The following is a 16,452-nucleotide window of genomic DNA, read 5'->3' as shown; positions in this document are numbered from 1 at the left end:
GCAAGCTTATTGATTTTCTTCTATTGCCTGATTTAATGAATCAGTCGTAATTTTCCAGTGGGAAGCATGCCAAACAACATCCCCATTTTTGAATAAAATAGATTGAGGAGATTCATGCTTAATATGAAATTCCTCTGCAATATGATTTGAAAGCGGACGATCATCCTGAACAATTAATAAATACGTTTTCAAATCTTGTTTTTCACCAGAGAAGCTTTCATATTCTTCATAAGCTGCCTGGCTGATTGGACAAGTAGAACTATGCTTTAATAACATAAATGTCCCATCAGCTTTTATTACTTCGTTAAATGCTTCAACACTTGATAATCTTTCCATGTCAAAAATACCTCCATTAGGATCATAAACGGTGAAGCTATCGTATCACTTCACCGTTTATATGACAAATATTGAGTTTTTATCGATTATACTTTAACTCTGTTTCGTCAAAAGCTTGCTTGGTTTCATCCAGCTTTAGTTGGATTTCCGTATCATTTACTGGTGAGTTTCCCTCTGGAAATAATTCCTCATTCCCGTCCATGACGGATTCTGCAGTAGGTTCTTCAGATTGAGTACCTTGATTATTTTTGGAAGTCAGGCCTTTTACTTTGTTGACAATTTCAGAAGATTGCTTTGATACAGTAGAAGATACTGCGTTTGTTTTTTCCTTGGCAGCACCAGCTATTTCCGTTCCTTTTTCCATCGCCGTATCACGAAGCTTGCTTGTTTTTTCTTTTAAAACAGAAGCTTGATCGCTAATATCACTGATCAATTCTTTTCCTGGTTTTGGCGCCAGCAAAAGGGCTGCTCCTGCACCAATAATTCCTCCGATTAAAGCTCCTATCATAAAGTCCTTAGTATTCATACTTTCTTCCTTAACATCCGTAACATTATCAAATTGGCTGCGATCTTGCTTACTCATTTCCATCCCTCCGCATAATTAATTTCGTACTCTTACCTTCTCTCTTTTGTTCGGTAAAACATCTTCTTGCATTCCATATTGATATGGATCAGGCTTTCTCATTTTCCACTTATTCTTTATTTCAAGAAGCACATTGCTCCACTGAACAACTTGTGATATCTTGTCCTTATTTTGCTCAAGTTGATCGTTTACAGTCGATGTAATTTTTTGGACAGAACCGTTAAAGCGGCGAACTGAATCTCCTACTTCTTTTACTGCATAAACGACACTATTTAAGCTCTCAGATTTCTGCTGGATATCGCTTGCCAGCGAATTCGTCTTATGTAGAAGCACTGTTGTTTCCTTCGTAACTCCGTCTAATTGTTTTTCTAAGCCAGTCAGCGTGTGTGAAACACTTTCAAGCGTTCCCTGCAGAGACTTTAGCGTTTTTGATAAATAAACGACTAAAACTAAAAATGCAACTGCAATAACCGCTACACTTAAATATAAAATAATTTCCATAGTGCACCTCCGTCTTTCTTCAAAAAAGTCTGTTTTCAAGCTGTTATTATCATTTACCCATTGACTAGTACAATAAACCAGCCTTTTAGTTAAATCTTAACATAATCCGCTAAAAATTTTATAATAATAAACAAATTGAATTATTTCGGTTACAATAATAAATGTACGTATATTATTAATGGGGGTATAAAAATGAGAGATTCACGCATTGATCAACTCGCCAAAAACTTAATCAATTACTCTGTTCGCCTGCAAAAAGGCGAAAAAGTACTGATTGAAAACTTTGGCTTACAAAAAGAACTTGTAACGGCTCTTGTAAGAGAAGCATATGCTGCAGGAGGCTATCCATTCGTATCCATTAAAGATCATCAGGTGGATCGTGCATTATTGTTAGGTGCGCAAGAAGAGCAATTCAGACTTGCAGCTGAATTTGAGGCAAATGTAATGAAAAACATGGATGCTTACATTGGGCTTCGTTCTGGTGATAATATTAATGAGCAGGCGGATGTGCCAGACGATAAAATGAAGATCCATGGCGCCACAATCGGCAAGATGGTACATAGAGAAATTCGAGTTCCAAAAACAAAATGGGTTGTACTCCGCTATCCAAATGCTTCAATGGCACAATTAGCGAAAATGAGCACAGAAGGATTTGAAGATTTCTACTTCAATGTTTGTAACTTAGACTACGGAAAAATGGATAAAGCAATGGATCAGCTTGTTTCCTTAATGGATCGTACGGATAAGGTTCGCATTACTGGGCCTGGCACTGATTTATCTTTCTCCATCAAAGACATTCCTTCTATAAAGTGCTCAGGTCAAATGAATATTCCGGATGGAGAAGTCTACACTGCGCCAGTACGTAATTCGGTTAATGGTGTACTTACCTATAACACTCCATCGCCTTACCAAGGCTTCACTTTTGAAAATGTAAAGCTTACGTTTAAAGATGGAAAAATCATTGAAGCAGAAGCAAACGATACGGAGCGCATAAATAAAATTTTTGATACTGATGAAGGTGCCCGTTTCATTGGCGAATTTGCAATTGGTGTCAATCCATATATTCTTCACCCGATGCAAGACATCTTATTTGACGAGAAAATTGATGGAAGCTTCCACTTTACACCTGGCCAATGCTATGATGAAGCCTCAAATGGAAACAACTCGAACATTCACTGGGATATGGTGAACATTCAGCGTCCAGACTACGGCGGCGGAGAAATTTACTTTGACGATGTTCTCATCCGAAAAGACGGCCGTTTTGTAATCCCTGAATTAGAAGCTCTGAATCCAGAAAACTTAAAATAATTCAGTAAACTAAACGTGTAGTAAGGTAAAGTGAACATGTTTCAAAAATTTAGAAGCATATTGCTATTGATTCTTCCCAAAATTGTAAAAAAGGATGCGGCTATTATGGCCGACATCCTTTTTTATTTGCTTGAAATTCATTTATATTAATTCATTTACAGCTGTTTCTCATAGGCTGCCTGGAACTTTTGGATATCTCCTGCCCCCATGAAAATGATGACACTATCCTCATGTTTCATTAGGACTGATGTGTCTTCTTCAGTCAGAATTTCCGCTCCAGGAATCTTTGCCTGCAAATCTTCAATTGAAAGCTTCCCATGATTTTCGCGGGCTGAACCAAATATTTCACATAAGTACACTTTATCAGCTGTATTTAAGCTCTCAGCAAACTCTGATAAAAAGGTTTGTGTTCTTGTAAATGTGTGAGGCTGAAAAACAGCAACAATTTGTTTATCTGGAAACTTCTGCCTGGCAGCTTCGACAGTTACTTTGATTTCTGTTGGATGGTGTGCATAATCATCTATGATGATCTGAGAACCAACCTGTTTTTCAGAAAATCGTCTCTTAACTCCACCAAAAGAAGATAGCTGATCCTGGATGATTTCCGCTTCAATTTCCTCATAATGACATACAGCAATAACACCTAATGAATTAAGCACATTATGATCGCCATAGGCATTAATCGAAAATGTATGATAGAACGTATTTCTGACAAATACATCAAATGTCGTTCCTTCAGTAGATTTTACAATATTCCTAGCTTGGAAGTCATTGTCCTCCCCAAAACCGTAAAATAATACCGGAACTTTGGCCTGTATTTTTTGCAGTTGCTCATCATCACCAAAAGCGAAGATGCCCTTCTTCACCTGCCAAGACATTTCTTGAAAGGCAGAAAATACATCATCAATATTGGTAAAGTAATCCGGATGATCAAAATCAATATTAGTCATGATCGCATAGTCAGGAGAATACGAAAGGAAATGGCGTCGGTATTCGCAAGCTTCAAAAGCAAAGTATTCTGCTTCTTCCTTCCCTCTACCTGTTCCATCTCCAATTAGATACGCAGTAGGTTTCGCACCCTGTAAGACGTGCGAAAGCAAGCCTGTAGTGGAGGTTTTACCGTGCGCCCCAGTCACTGCAATGCTTGTAAAGTTTTGGAGGAAATCCCCCAGAAAACGGTGGTACCGAACAATCGGCAAGCCGAGCTTCATCGCTTCTTGAATTTCTTCATGTGTATCAGGAAAAGCATTCCCTGCAATGATCGTCATGCCTGGTTCAATATTTTCTTTTTGAAAAGGAAGGATTTTAATTCCCGCTTCCTCTAGTGCCACTTGAGTAAAAAAATGTTTTTCATAATCGGAGCCTTGGACCTGTAAATTCATATCATGAAGAACTTGTGCAAGTGCACTCATCCCAGATCCTTTAATCCCTACGAAATGGTAAATAGTCATATAAAGAACCTCCAACCATCGTATATCTGTAAAACAGTATATGACATATATCTAGATTTGCTCATATCCTTTAAGGGACATGACTTAAACTTTTAAGAACATTACAGCATTAAAGTAAATTGTCAGTACATCTTTCAGATAAGAGGGAAAGAGTTTTGTCAGTCCCTCTATTCTTATCCGTGAACATCATAACATGAAAATGCATTCATTCATTATATCATTAGTTGTTTTGAAAAACTATGCCCTATATTTCCTTCTCTAAACGAGGATTTGGGCGATATCGCCGTCCTGCCTTTGCCACATGCTTGCCGTCAATCATCACATTATCGCCAGTAAATCCAATATTCACCTTTAATAAACTGCTTCCAACGCCATATGTATCCACAGGAACACCTTGCTTTTCAAATTCTAATATACGGTCCTCATTAAAGCCTCCGCTTACGACAATTTTCACATGCTGGAAGCCTTCATCATCTAATGCTTTTCTTAAGGCAAAAATTAATTCGGCATTCACACCTCTTGGATCAAATGTTCCAAGCAAATGCTGATTTCTCAGGAAATACTGATCAATCATGGTTCGTGATGTATCCACACGGACTCCTTTTAACTCTTTTCCGAATTCCCTTGCTACTTTTAAAGAATCAGCAACCGCATCGTTATTATAATCAACAAGTGCGATGAGTTCATCATCCGGAAACGTTTCTTTATATGCTCGCGTTGCAGCAACAAGGTCTCCTTCAAATAACTGGATTAAAGCATGTGGCATTGTACCCATTCCCTGCTTTCCCCACCACTCATTCATTGCGTGTGTTGCTTTAGCACTTGCACCTCCAATATGGGCTGCATACCCATCACCTGCTTGAGTCATGAAATGGTCATCTCGATCTCCCATAAAGATGACTTCCTTCTGTTTTCCAGAAGCACCAGCAGCTTTCACTACATTGTATACATTTGTAGAAACAGAAGTGCGGCGTGCTAAAATTCCATCAATTAGACCTTCAAGATACCCAAAGTTTTTATAGTTTCCTTTTATCGTTAACACGGTTTCAAACGGAGAAATCTTATCTCCATCTTTTAATGAATATATTTCCAATTCATCCGGATTATCCGCAAATGTTTTTATAAGTGAGATGACCTCATCTGTCCCGCAAAGAACAGCATGATTTTTTTGGAAAAATTGCATCGTTACAATTTTATCATAATGGTACTTCTCAACAATTTGCCGTGTTTTTAAAAAGTAAACGGCTGAAAACCAGCCATCCCTCACACGCTCATCGAACTTAAATGTTTTGTTTGTTAAACGGTTGATCTTGCCTTGCAACTTCAATTCAATTTCTTTCATTGTTAAAGCTCCTTAAGTCAATTCCACCTAAAATGTTATATTTATATTGTTTTCTAATGCAAATAAAGAATACCATGTATTAATTTATTGTACTAGCCTCTAAAATACTTTCAAGATCTGCCGCACTGATCAGCACATCTCTTGGCTTGCTGCCGCGGTTCTCTGTAATATATCCTAATTGCTCCATCATGTCGATTAATCGAGCTGCTCTGCTGTAGCCAATTTTAAATCTTCTCTGCAAGCTTGAAGTAGAGGCAGACCCTTGAGCCACAATAAATTCACAGGCATCAAAGAAAAGCTCATCCTCTTCCTCAACGGCTTCTGCTTTTTTCAGCAGTTCTTCCTGCTCGAACAAGTAATTGGGCTCTCTTTCTTTTCTTACATGTGCGACAACTTCATCGATTTCCTGGTCCGATACAAAAGTACCCTGCAGCCTGACAGGTTTTGAGGAACCATTTTCTAAAAACAGCATATCACCTCTTCCCAGCAGCTTCTCTGCACCGCTTATATCAATGATCGTACGAGAATCCACTTGAGAAGAAACCGAAAAGGCAACTCTTGTTGGTACATTGGCCTTAATCAAACCAGTAATGACATCCACAGACGGTCTCTGTGTAGCGATAATCAGATGGATTCCGCACGCTCTTGCTTTTTGAGCAATCCGGCAAATCGCTTCTTCTACATCCGCTGGTGACATCATCATTAAATCAGCAAGCTCATCAATGACAATAACGATATAAGGAAGCTTATCTTTATATTGTTTTGACTGTTCTGCAAGCTCATTAAATCGCGTAATATCGCGAACACCACTGTGAGCAAAAAGCTCATAGCGCCGTTCCATTTCTTCTACAGCCCACTTTAGGGCAGCTGTAGCAGCTTTTACATCTGTAATGACCGGGCTAACGAGATGCGGCATTCGATTATAAGGAGCAAGCTCAACCATTTTTGGATCAATCAGGAGCAGCTTTAATTCATCAGGTGTTGCCTTATATAAGAGACTGATTAAAATCGAGTTGATACAGACACTTTTTCCAGAGCCTGTTGCACCAGCAATCAGTCCATGCGGCATTTTCCGTAAATCTGTCACAATCGGCTGTCCGGCAATATCCAAACCCAAAACAGCTGTCAGTGGAGATGATGCTTCCTGAAAAACAGCACTGTTAATAATTTCACTAATAAAAACAGGACGGCTCGAATGGTTTGGAACTTCGATGCCAATTGTGTGTTTTCCTGGGATTGGCGCTTCAATTCGAATGTCTCTCGCTGCAAGACTTAATTTAATATCATCTGACAGATTCGTGATTTTATTCACTTTGACACCAGGCTCAGGCTGAACCTCAAAACGCGTAACCGACGGACCTTGAGTTACATTTACAACATGTGCACGTACATTAAAATTAGAAAGTGTGGAATTCAACAGTTCTTCCTGTGCAAACAGCCATTCTGAAGACTCTTCTGGAGCAACCCCTGGTTCAAGTAAACCTTTCGAAGGAAAAGCGTAATAAGGCAAATCCTCCTCAGCATTTGTCTGTTCAGGTGTAGAGTGAATCTCTTCAACTGCCAGTTCATCTGCTTTCAAGAAGGTTTCAACCGTATTCGGCTGCTGCTGTGCAGGAATGGTCGTCACTTTTTCCTCAGCGCCCCTCGGCTTTATATCATTTTTGACAGTAGGAGCAGGCTGTGATGTCTTCAGCCTTTGACGATCTTTATTTAGCATAATGACATTAAACGGAATATGACTGCGAGAGTTCCTAGCCTTATTCTCCAGTTGCTCGGATGGCAATTCCTCACCACCCTGGCTGCTTTCAGTATGCTGGGAAGCCTCTATTTCTTCCTGTTTTTCGTGAATAGCAGCATCATCAAAAATAACTTCTTCAGAAAAAGTCTTTTTCTGAAGTTCAATCTCATTAAGCGCTCGATATGGCTCTTCTGCTTTTTTATCAAATTGCTCTAAATCTGCATTAGAATCAGCTTCTTCTAAGCTTATTGGTGCAGACCTTTCAGGTGCTAAATTGTCTTCATGTTCTAACAAATCTGTAAGATTGTTATTAACATCTTCAACATCCTCTTCGGCATAATAGGCTTCTTGAGGTTCTTCATTTGGTTCTGTACCTTGAATGACAGTGAGTGCACTCTCTAAGTGCTTCTCCTGCTTAAATTCGGGTTCAGAATGAGTAAACGCCTGTTCTTTTTGCACAGCTGAGCCTTGCGTCAAAGCTTTTTTATCTAAAGCAATAACCGCATCACTATTAAGCTCAAATTCTATTTGCTCTTTTGCTTTATTGACTGGGCGTTTAGAGAATCCATAAATGGGTGACGGAATTTCCGTTGGATGAAATGGTCTCGTCATTTTAGCGGCAGTCCGTTCTGGTTTGGCATGATCTTTATGATCAGCCGAGCCCTTATGGTATGCCCTGTTTGTTTCGTTTGTTTTTTTCTCAGGAATAGATTTTTTTATCTCTTTTTTTTCAGTCTGCTTCTTTAACTCTTCTTCATCTGGGATGAGAGGGAATCTAAACTTCCCTTTCGGATATTGGTACACAACCTTAGCGTCTACATTTTTCCCGTAGTCTTTTTTCTGTTCCATATATGTGACCTTTTCAGGCTCAATCTGTTTTTGTTCTGCATCTTCCTCTTCTTGAAAAAATCCAAATATCTTTTTAAACCAACTCATATGTAACCATCTCTTTCTGCAAGTCTATCCTTCTTATTTTAGCAGTATTTTAGAGGAAATGGGGATAAAAATAGATATTGGGTCTTTATGAGGTCTACCGATATGCAAAAAGTCTAATTTGTATCTTCTAACTCATACAAAAAATGCCAAAAGTGAGGCTGGGACAAAACAAAATTAATATTTCTAAAACACGAATATTCAATATCTTGATTTGGGTATTTAAACAAGTCCGTTCCACCTGCGCTGCGGACCCTCGCTTTCCGTGGGGAGGAAGCTGAGCCTCCTCGAAGCAAAGCTTCTGCGGGGTCTCACCTTTTCCTCTATTGCCCACTGGAGTCGAGGGGCCTCCGCTCCATTTCACTCATGATAATAAAATATATTTTATAATCATAAATAAAAAAAACGAATGATTAGAAAGATGACTTCCTAACCATTCGGTTCAATTGGTGTGTTAAATACTTATGTTCCAGCCTCAGCAGAAATTTTTTTATTTTTTTGCTCGGTTTTTTCCTAAGATAAAGATCGGTTCAAGCTCACCATCTTCATATAAAAATGATAAGGCGGTAATTGGTACACGTCCGCTCGCAAAGAAGCTCATGGTCATTTGAGCAAGCACATCATATCCGGTTTCATTTTTAATATCTGCGATGATTAATACATCCTGGTGTGGAACCGCAATGGCCATTTTCCCTTCGACCTTTCCTTCCATATCTTTCAAAAATGATTCGTTTAAAATCCTGCTGCCATCATAGCCATCATTACTGTTTAGAAAATAAAAGTCATTGCCGGCCACTTGATCCTTTTTAACATTTACAGAAAGTGATCGAACATTGAATAAAGCCGTTTCCTTTATTCTTCCACGATCCCAGTCTTCTTTTGAAAGGAGCTCTTCATCAATCAGCCGATACGTATTTCCCAGGTCTAAAGCATAATAAATCCTTGTTTCAGCCGTATGTTCATCTGTTAAGAAAGGAACACCTTCTTTTGATTCTGCTGGAAATGAAGTGGAGCGAATTACTGGAAAAATATTCCGTTCGTGACCTGCTAAAATCGGCTCACCTGTCATAGCCTCCAGTCCTTCTTCCACATAATAGACTACTTCATCAATCGCTTTTTCCTTTTGTTCCTGCCACTTAGCGATGATACCCGGCAGTGAGATTGTAATCCCTTTACCCGTTTCCTTATTGACAACACGAAGCTGATCTTTTTCACGGTCAAAGCTGAACTCACGATTGTCCTTTTCTAATCGATCCTGTATTACCTTTTTCATTTTCTTACTATCCATTTTCATCCGTTTTCCTCCTAGTGGAGTATGTATTGATCTATACTTTAGAAAAAAACCTCCATCCATAGCATGGTGGAGGGTGAAATAACTTAATTACTTAAAGACTCAACAAATTTCTCAATTTCCTCTTGAGTCTTACGATCTTTGCTGACAAATCGGCCAAGCTCTTTTCCATCCTCAAAGCCAATAAAGCTTGGTATGCCAAAGACATCTAGCTGCACACATAAATCAATGTATTGATCACGATCTACGTAGACAAATGTATAATCAGCATATTTTTCTTCAACTTCCGGCATAAAAGGATCAATAAAACGGCAATCACCGCACCAATCTGCTGAAAATAAAAAAATATGCTTTCCTTCTGCTTTTAACTCTTCAAACTGTTCCATAGACTCAAGCTTTTTCACTATCTTCTCCTCCTGTACGTTAGAACCTAATAGGATCATATCAATCTTCCCCTTAACAGTCCAATAAAATGCAAGGAGTACAAGCTGCGGGCTCAACATTCCCTTTATTCAGTATAAAATACCCATTCCCCTTGTAAGATTTGGTCGAATTTTGAAGTAAAATAGAGATTATCTAGGATAATTTATGTGTTATTGTATTGTTTTCCCATGATCTAAGCACTATAATTAAATAAAAATTCAAATTTTTAGTATTTTTAGATTTTTATAATCTAACCTGTCACTTAGCTTTTCAGTCATACAATCTTAAGGGGGGATTTCATGAAAACCATAAGAGCTAAATTAAGTTTTCTGCTGTATATGACGATTGGAGGACTCATACTACTATTAGCATTTATTATTATGTTAAACACCATTCAAGAAAGCAGCAGAGAGCGGGAACAATTACTGCAGGAAACCGTTAGTGCCAGTAAAGAGATCAAATACAATATGGCAATGACCCGAAAATATGAACAGCAATTTTTGCGGGCACCAGATCAAAGCAGTGTCGACTTAGTATCACAAACCATTGTCCGAGTAAAAACTGAAGCAGAAAGACTTGGAAAGCTTCAGGATAATCGTGATATTAAAGAGCAGTTTGATTCGGTTTCCAATATATCTGATACATATATGGAGCTTTTCACCGAATTATCGGGCATGTATGAACAAATCGGCTACAATAATCAGCACGGATTAAAAGGACAAATTGAAAGTACCGCTAAGCAAATTACTTCCTTAACACAATTTATGAAGAACCCAATGATCGATGAACAGCTGCTGCAGATGAGATTATACGAAAAGCAGTATTTAGCAACTAGAGAAGAAGATTCATTCAATGCATACTCAGAAAGCGGCACGAATTTACAGTCTGCGATTGATTCTGATGCAGATATTGAAGCAAGTTCAAAAGATTACTTATCAAGAAGATTATCCGATTATCAAACTGCTCTAAGCACCATACACAGCTCCTATCAGCAAACAGATGAATTTATTGCACAGTTTGATGGACAAGCAAATGCAATTGAACAAGCCATTGCGGAAGCAGAACAAGCTGTCTTCTCAACACAGCGATCGCTTGTTGCTGATATCGATAAACAAAACGAGCTGATTAACTGGATCATTTACGGCATCAGTTTTGTGCTAGTGCTTGTTTTAAGCCTGATTGGAATCTACTTGATGCGTAATATCACAAGGTCTATTACTTACTTAAAAGCAGGAGCAGAAAAAATCGGGAATGGAAACTTAGCTTATCGCGTTCCTTTTAAAGGCAGTGATGAGTTAAGCTTACTTGCTCAAACCTTTAATGGCATGGCTGAAAAAGTGCAAAAATCATTTTTTCAGATCCTTGATTCCTCTTCTCAGCTTCAAGCCTCTTCCCAGCATTTAGCTGCAATTTCAGAAGAAACGACAGCACAGGCAAATGAGGTGGACAGTGCGATAAAACAAATTGCGGCTGGAGCAGAGGCGCAATCCATACAGCTGGAGGACAGCAGAGCAGAAATTGACCGGGTTTCGTCTGCTATAAAAAGAACGGAAAAATTAAGTTCGGAAATTTCGTCTGATGCTGATTTAACTGAAAAACAAGGGCAGCGGGGACTTGATACAGCACGGGATTTACAGGAAGTTTCTGATCAATTTCTTTTGTTATCTAATCATCTAATTGAAAAGGTAAGCGAAGCTTCTGCTCATACATCTAATATTACATCCATTGTTGACACGATCCAGGACATTGCTGACAGCACGAATCTTTTAGCGTTAAATGCAGCCATTGAAGCTGCCAGAGCAGGTGAATCAGGCAAAGGCTTTGCTGTTGTGGCTGCAGAGGTAAAAAAACTGGCGGAACGTTCCAAATCAGAAGCTCAAACCATTCATCAGCTGATCATTTCAATGAATCAAAAAATGGACCAGCTATTGAAGGAATCAGAGAAATTTAATGACTACAAAACACGCCAAAGTGAGGCGGTTCAATCAACAAAGACGGCATTCGAATCCATTGTACAGCATGTTCACTCCATAGGTGGAAAGATCAAAACCATCGAAACAGCTGTTATGGAAGTTCAAGAGTCTAACCACCTTTTGACCCATCGGATAGAAGGAGTTTTCTCAGTATCACATACATCAGCCGCAACCGCAGAAGAAGTAGCTGCCTCAAGCGAAACACAGCTTGATGCCATTTCTAAAGTAAACCTCGCTGCTGTCGAGCTTAGCCAAATTGCAAGCGACCTCCAGCAGGAAGTAAGTTTATTTAGTCTGGAGGGGTCAGCTGCAGACGAGACGAATAGGAAAGAAAAGAAAAAACGTGGAGTGAACCTTAAGTTCCCGAAGCTGAAATTTAATATGAAGCGAAGAAAAAAAATATAGCGATTTGCAATTGATTCCTCAAAATACAGTTTTATCGTATTTTGAGGAGTTTTTTTATTTGATTGTGGTTAGTTGTACAGCAAATTACCCAACTCTGCCATTCCGCTCAACTTCGGTTGTTGAAACTCTATTTTAATTACCCAACTCGACCATTCCGCTCAACTTCGGTTGTTGAAACTCTATTTTAATTACCCAACTCTGCCACTCCGCTTGACTTCGGTTGTTGAAACTCTATTTTAACTACCCAACTCGACCATTCCGCTCAACTTCGGTTGTTGAAACTCTATTTTAACTACCCAACTCGACCATTCCGCTCAACTTCGGTTGTTGAAACTCTATTTTAACTACCCAACTCGACCATTCCGCTTGACTTCGGTTGTTGAAACTCTATTTTAATTACCCAACTCGACCATTCCGCTCAATTCCGGGCTGCATTATCCTCAACATCAATATCAATTCCCACATCAGCCGCCACCCATACAAACTAGCAGACACTATAAACTAGCTAAAAATATCTACTAATACTATAAGTATTAGAAAGCCTCCAACTATAAATGACCTAATATTACCCAATTATTAAAGATATACCAAAAGAATGAATTTCTTTTTCACCAAAACTATGTTTAACATACTGAAGCATTAATCCTAATAATAAAAATCCAAATCCAAAAAGGATAAGAAGAGGACGATCAATATAACTTGTTACTACATCCGACATCTATACCCTTCTCACATCTATTCACCAAGAGGATTATATATTGCTGATAAAGAGGTAATAAAGTCCAATAGCTTGAGCGTCTCCATTACAAAAAACACCCTAACTAGACATTAGGGTGTTTCAATAAAGTTTAACATTTTTTATTTCACTGTAACAGATTGTGCAATTTCCATCATAGAAGAAGCAGTTTCTGAAAGTTCACTGGTTTTCGCTTGGGTAGTGAGCTTTACCCCGCCGATTCCCACAGTCATTTCATTAAGTTTTTCTTCGGCTTCTTTAATTAATAAAAACCCAAAGCCGTCTTCTTTTTCAAATGTTTCATTTATTTCATAGTCACCTTGGTTAAGAGTTGAATCATATACAACTTTACTGTCAGATGCTTCGTGTTGGTTGTAAAAAAGGATAAACGTATTATTTCCATTGTTTAAGATTACATTGTTATCTGATTCATCCTCAATCTCATATCCTTGAGGCAAATAAAATGCAATAACTTCATTTTCATTGTTTGTCTTTTCTGGAGATTTTTGAAAGGCTTCCTTAACTGCCTCAGTAATCGTACCTTCTTCTTCTATTAAAGAAGCGGAACAGCCGCTTATCACTAGGATACTGAGAAGTAAGAGCAAGGACCCGATCGCAAGCTTCCTCATACTTTTTTCCTCCTGTCAACATATCAATCGTCCTATTCTATCATACATTTTCCAAGAATCGTCTGACAACCCTTTATGGCAAATTGGAAGCCTTATCAATCGGCTGTCGAAGGAAAAAGTGGTAAGATGTTACAAAGGAGGTAGATATCATGAAGCTTTCAATTTACTTAGCAGGAGAAATTCATTCTGAATGGCGAAAAGAGATTAAAGAAAAAGCGGAGGCACTACAGCTTCCTGTTATATTTTATGGGCCAATGGAAGATCATGATCGATCTGATTATATTGGGGAGGAAATCTTAGGGTCTCAGCCAAATGCGATTCTCCGTGACGAGGCTGCATCAAGCATTAACAATTTACGCACAGAGCTGTTATTGGAAAAAAGTGATTTAGTGATCGCTTTATTCGGTGAAAAATATAAGCAATGGAATACAGCCATGGATGCAAGCACTGCTGTTGCACTTGGAAAGCCGTTAATCCTTATACGACCAGAATCATTACATCATCCGCTTAAAGAATTATCCCAAAAAGCACATGTTACGGTAGAGCGTGTTGATCAAGCCCTTCAAGTAGTTAAATACGTATTTTCTAACTAATTCAAAATCCGCAAGCTAACACTGCTTGCGGACTTTTTTCTGTTTCTCTATCTTTCAACCCTGCTTCTATATTCGTATTGTCCAAGCAGCATGCTGCAGATATGGGTAAACATATCAATTCTCGTAATGCGTCCGGAGGTAAAAATGCCCACAGCTCCATCTTTCTTCCGAACATTTTCCTTTTGGGCATATTCATCCATAACTGGACCTAATTCCATACCTGCCCGCAGCTTTCCAGCGATTTCTTCAGGGAGGGGAATTCTTGCTCCTCCAGCAATAATTGGCGGCTGTCCTTCCTCATATAAGGCTCCCCAATTGCACACATAAAGACCGTATTCCGTTTCAACAACCCCTCCCTCTAAACCAATGCCGATCTCTCCATTTCCTTTTTGCATAGCATCTTTCGCCCGGTTCATTGCACCCTGAATCGTTTCTTCGTCTGAGAAAGGCTGTTCGCTAACACCGGAGGAAGCATCAACAGAAAAAATCTCTGCTTCAAATTCTTGTAAAGCGGCTTCAGCAGCCAGGATCTTCGCTGGATTTTTGCTGCCGATCATTATTTTTTTCATATCTTATACCTCACTACTCACTTAATGATATACATACGAAGAGGCAGCCTTCGCTGCCTCCATCTTTTGCCTTAGCTATTTTGACGAATAGAGTCCACTGTCGTACGGTCACTAGCCTTGACTAACTTCACTAGCAGTTCCTTAGCTGCCGCATAGTCATCAACATGAACGATCGATGCATGTGTATGGATGTATCTTGAGCAGATCCCAATAACACCGCTAGGTATCCCTTCATTCGAAATATGGACACGTCCTGCATCTGTGCCGCCTTGAGATACAAAATACTGGTATGGGATATTGTTTGTTTCTGCTGTGTCTAAAATGAATTCTCTCATGCCGCGGTGAGTAACCATGGAACGGTCAAGAATTCGCAGCAATGCTCCTTTGCCAAGCTGGCCGAATTCGTTTTTATTGCCTGACATGTCATTGGCAGGACTTGCATCAAGTGCAAAGAAAATATCTGGTTTAATCATATTTGCTGCTGTTTGTGCTCCTCTTAAACCAACCTCTTCCTGAACAGTTGCTCCTGAATAAAGAATGTTAGGAAGCTTTTCATCCTTTACTTCTTCAAGCAATTCAACTGCCAGGCCACAGCCATAACGGTTATCCCATGCTTTCGCTAAAATTTTCTTTTCATTTGCCATTGGAGTAAAGTCACATAATGGAACAATTTGCTGTCCTGGCTTGATGCCAAGCTCAATGGCATTTGCTTTATCATCCGCACCAATGTCAATTAACATGTTTTTAATATCCATTGGTTTGCTGCGTTTCGCTTCATCAAGAAGATGAGGCGGAATAGAGCCAATGACACCAATAATCGGGCCGTTATCTGTAATAATTTGTACTCTTTGAGCCAGCAATACCTGGCTCCACCATCCGCCTAATGTCTGAAAGCGCAGCATTCCGTTTTCAGTAATGGAAGTGACCATGAAGCCAACTTCATCCATATGGCCTGCAACCATGACAGTTGGTCCATTAACATCGCCGCGTTTTACACCAAAGATGCTGCCAAGATGATCTTGAACAATTTCATCACTATTTTTGCTTAACTGCTCACGCATAAATTTTCGCACAGCATGCTCATTTCCCGGCGCACCAGGAAGCTCTGTTAATGTTTTAAAAAGCTGCAATGTTTTCTCATTCATTTTTATTAGCTCCTTTTTCTGCACTTTGCAAAAGATTTCATTATGTATAAATTCTATTTTACAGAACTTTCACAATGCTTGCCACCTTTTCATTTGATATGTTTGTATCATTCGCATTTTTTGATAAGATGAATGTATGCATTAATCTCTGGAGGTGCTTACATGAAGTGGAGATCATTTTTTCTTGGATTAGGAATCGGACTCGTCAGCGGCTATGCAGCAAAGGAACTGCTGGCTGAAAAGTCATTGCTGTCGGCTGATAAAGTATTGGACCAGGCAAAGAAACTGTTTAAAGAAGAAGGCCCAATCAGCGGCTCGTGGATCCATATGAAGGCTGAGCCCTTTGAAAAAGGACTGCTTCATTATGATGTCTACAAGGGCGGAATTTCTAAACAGCAGGACGACGCCACTGAGCAATATGAATTTATTGCAGACGCAAAAACAGGTACTATATTAGAGGTATTTAAGCTTGTATGATAGGAGCCGCGGCTAAATT

Annotated in this window: 16 protein-coding genes; 4 read left to right on the top strand and 12 right to left on the bottom strand. The window is 39.1% G+C overall.

Annotated elements, in window-relative coordinates; translation table 11 throughout:
- Nucleotides 1-6: 6 nt before the first annotated feature.
- The 3 genes from ytxJ to B7E07_RS05370 form a co-directional block, all read right to left on the bottom strand.
- Nucleotides 7-336: a bacillithiol system redox-active protein YtxJ gene (gene ytxJ / locus B7E07_RS05380; RefSeq protein WP_080844402.1), complete on the bottom strand. Its 330-nt coding sequence runs from the start codon at nucleotides 334-336 to the stop codon at nucleotides 7-9.
- Between the two features lie 79 nt (nucleotides 337-415).
- Nucleotides 416-919 carry a YtxH domain-containing protein gene (locus B7E07_RS05375; protein WP_080844401.1) on the bottom strand — a complete coding sequence of 168 codons (504 nt, stop codon included), beginning with the start codon at nucleotides 917-919 and terminating at the stop codon, nucleotides 416-418.
- An 18-nt stretch (nucleotides 920-937) separates the two neighbouring features.
- Nucleotides 938-1,420 (bottom strand): DUF948 domain-containing protein, encoded by a 483-nt coding sequence (locus B7E07_RS05370; protein ID WP_080844400.1) that lies wholly within the window; start codon nucleotides 1,418-1,420, stop codon nucleotides 938-940.
- Between the two features lie 192 nt (nucleotides 1,421-1,612).
- On the opposite strand from B7E07_RS05370, the gene B7E07_RS05365 reads away from it, so the two are divergent.
- Nucleotides 1,613-2,728: an aminopeptidase gene (locus B7E07_RS05365; protein WP_080844399.1), complete on the top strand. Its 1,116-nt coding sequence runs from the start codon at nucleotides 1,613-1,615 to the stop codon at nucleotides 2,726-2,728.
- A gap of 155 nt (nucleotides 2,729-2,883) precedes the next feature.
- Here B7E07_RS05365 and murC read toward each other — a convergent pair whose 3' ends face one another.
- The 5 genes from murC to B7E07_RS05340 form a co-directional block, all read right to left on the bottom strand.
- The gene (gene murC / locus B7E07_RS05360) at nucleotides 2,884-4,179 is read right to left on the bottom strand and encodes a UDP-N-acetylmuramate--L-alanine ligase (protein ID WP_080844398.1); all 1,296 of its coding nucleotides are present in this window, start codon (nucleotides 4,177-4,179) and stop codon (nucleotides 2,884-2,886) included.
- Between the two features lie 244 nt (nucleotides 4,180-4,423).
- Nucleotides 4,424-5,521 carry a nicotinate phosphoribosyltransferase gene (locus B7E07_RS05355; RefSeq protein ID WP_080844397.1) on the bottom strand — a complete coding sequence of 366 codons (1,098 nt, stop codon included), beginning with the start codon at nucleotides 5,519-5,521 and terminating at the stop codon, nucleotides 4,424-4,426.
- Between the two features lie 79 nt (nucleotides 5,522-5,600).
- Nucleotides 5,601-8,195 (bottom strand): DNA translocase FtsK, encoded by a 2,595-nt coding sequence (locus B7E07_RS23525; protein WP_080844396.1) that lies wholly within the window; start codon nucleotides 8,193-8,195, stop codon nucleotides 5,601-5,603.
- Nucleotides 8,196-8,682: 487 nt separating this feature from the next.
- On the bottom strand, nucleotides 8,683-9,486 hold the full coding sequence (locus tag B7E07_RS05345) for a DUF1444 domain-containing protein (RefSeq protein WP_080844395.1): 804 nt from the start codon (nucleotides 9,484-9,486) through the stop codon (nucleotides 8,683-8,685).
- Nucleotides 9,487-9,569: 83 nt separating this feature from the next.
- Nucleotides 9,570-9,887, bottom strand: coding sequence for a thioredoxin family protein (locus tag B7E07_RS05340; RefSeq protein WP_080844394.1), 318 nt, complete (start codon nucleotides 9,885-9,887; stop codon nucleotides 9,570-9,572).
- Between the two features lie 318 nt (nucleotides 9,888-10,205).
- On the opposite strand from B7E07_RS05340, the gene B7E07_RS23520 reads away from it, so the two are divergent.
- Entirely contained in the window at nucleotides 10,206-12,284 is a 2,079-nt protein-coding gene (locus B7E07_RS23520) for a methyl-accepting chemotaxis protein (RefSeq protein ID WP_080844393.1), read from the top strand.
- Nucleotides 12,285-12,849: 565 nt separating this feature from the next.
- Here the strand turns inward: B7E07_RS23520 and B7E07_RS23515 are convergent.
- Both B7E07_RS23515 and B7E07_RS05330 read right to left on the bottom strand, forming a co-directional pair.
- A complete protein-coding gene (locus tag B7E07_RS23515; RefSeq protein WP_176215116.1) occupies nucleotides 12,850-13,002 on the bottom strand; it encodes a hypothetical protein in 153 nt (50 codons plus the stop codon).
- Nucleotides 13,003-13,142: 140 nt separating this feature from the next.
- The gene (locus tag B7E07_RS05330; RefSeq protein ID WP_080844392.1) at nucleotides 13,143-13,649 is read right to left on the bottom strand and encodes a hypothetical protein; all 507 of its coding nucleotides are present in this window, start codon (nucleotides 13,647-13,649) and stop codon (nucleotides 13,143-13,145) included.
- Between the two features lie 149 nt (nucleotides 13,650-13,798).
- Here B7E07_RS05330 and B7E07_RS05325 point away from each other — a divergent pair, with 149 nt between their 5' ends.
- Nucleotides 13,799-14,242 carry a YtoQ family protein gene (locus tag B7E07_RS05325; RefSeq protein ID WP_080844391.1) on the top strand — a complete coding sequence of 148 codons (444 nt, stop codon included), beginning with the start codon at nucleotides 13,799-13,801 and terminating at the stop codon, nucleotides 14,240-14,242.
- A 47-nt stretch (nucleotides 14,243-14,289) separates the two neighbouring features.
- On the opposite strand, the gene B7E07_RS05320 is transcribed toward B7E07_RS05325, so the two are convergent.
- Both B7E07_RS05320 and B7E07_RS05315 read right to left on the bottom strand, forming a co-directional pair.
- Entirely contained in the window at nucleotides 14,290-14,811 is a 522-nt protein-coding gene (locus tag B7E07_RS05320) for a DUF84 family protein (protein ID WP_080844390.1), read from the bottom strand.
- Nucleotides 14,812-14,882: 71 nt separating this feature from the next.
- A complete protein-coding gene (locus B7E07_RS05315) occupies nucleotides 14,883-15,956 on the bottom strand; it encodes a M42 family metallopeptidase (protein ID WP_080844389.1) in 1,074 nt (357 codons plus the stop codon).
- Nucleotides 15,957-16,118: 162 nt separating this feature from the next.
- Between B7E07_RS05315 and B7E07_RS05310 the strand changes: the two genes are divergently transcribed.
- Nucleotides 16,119-16,433, top strand: a complete 315-nt coding sequence (locus B7E07_RS05310; protein ID WP_080844388.1) for a PepSY domain-containing protein — start codon at nucleotides 16,119-16,121, stop codon at nucleotides 16,431-16,433.
- Nucleotides 16,434-16,452 lie beyond the last annotated feature (19 nt).

Origin of the sequence: Cytobacillus gottheilii (genome assembly GCF_900166665.1) — a bacterium.
GTDB lineage: Bacteria > Bacillota > Bacilli > Bacillales > Cytobacillaceae > Cytobacillus > Cytobacillus gottheilii_A.
Note: the sequence above shows the minus strand (reverse complement) of the source record. Positions and strands in the feature narration are given on the sequence as shown.

Excerpts from the sequence above, each read along its gene's own strand:
- ytxJ (WP_080844402.1), bottom strand. The coding sequence starts at position 336 with ATGGAAAGATTATCAAGTGTTGAAGCATTTAACGAAGTAATAAAAGCT.
- B7E07_RS05375 (WP_080844401.1), bottom strand. The coding sequence starts at position 919 with ATGAGTAAGCAAGATCGCAGCCAATTTGATAATGTTACGGATGTTAAG.
- B7E07_RS05370 (WP_080844400.1), bottom strand. The coding sequence starts at position 1,420 with ATGGAAATTATTTTATATTTAAGTGTAGCGGTTATTGCAGTTGCATTT.
- B7E07_RS05365 (WP_080844399.1), top strand. The coding sequence starts at position 1,613 with ATGAGAGATTCACGCATTGATCAACTCGCCAAAAACTTAATCAATTAC.
- murC (WP_080844398.1), bottom strand. The coding sequence starts at position 4,179 with ATGACTATTTACCATTTCGTAGGGATTAAAGGATCTGGGATGAGTGCA.
- B7E07_RS05355 (WP_080844397.1), bottom strand. The coding sequence starts at position 5,521 with ATGAAAGAAATTGAATTGAAGTTGCAAGGCAAGATCAACCGTTTAACA.
- B7E07_RS23525 (WP_080844396.1), bottom strand. The coding sequence starts at position 8,195 with ATGAGTTGGTTTAAAAAGATATTTGGATTTTTTCAAGAAGAGGAAGAT.
- B7E07_RS05345 (WP_080844395.1), bottom strand. The coding sequence starts at position 9,486 with ATGAAAATGGATAGTAAGAAAATGAAAAAGGTAATACAGGATCGATTA.
- B7E07_RS23520 (WP_080844393.1), top strand. The coding sequence starts at position 10,206 with ATGAAAACCATAAGAGCTAAATTAAGTTTTCTGCTGTATATGACGATT.
- B7E07_RS23515 (WP_176215116.1), bottom strand. The coding sequence starts at position 13,002 with ATGTCGGATGTAGTAACAAGTTATATTGATCGTCCTCTTCTTATCCTT.
- B7E07_RS05330 (WP_080844392.1), bottom strand. The coding sequence starts at position 13,649 with ATGAGGAAGCTTGCGATCGGGTCCTTGCTCTTACTTCTCAGTATCCTA.
- B7E07_RS05325 (WP_080844391.1), top strand. The coding sequence starts at position 13,799 with ATGAAGCTTTCAATTTACTTAGCAGGAGAAATTCATTCTGAATGGCGA.
- B7E07_RS05320 (WP_080844390.1), bottom strand. The coding sequence starts at position 14,811 with ATGAAAAAAATAATGATCGGCAGCAAAAATCCAGCGAAGATCCTGGCT.
- B7E07_RS05315 (WP_080844389.1), bottom strand. The coding sequence starts at position 15,956 with ATGAATGAGAAAACATTGCAGCTTTTTAAAACATTAACAGAGCTTCCT.
- B7E07_RS05310 (WP_080844388.1), top strand. The coding sequence starts at position 16,119 with ATGAAGTGGAGATCATTTTTTCTTGGATTAGGAATCGGACTCGTCAGC.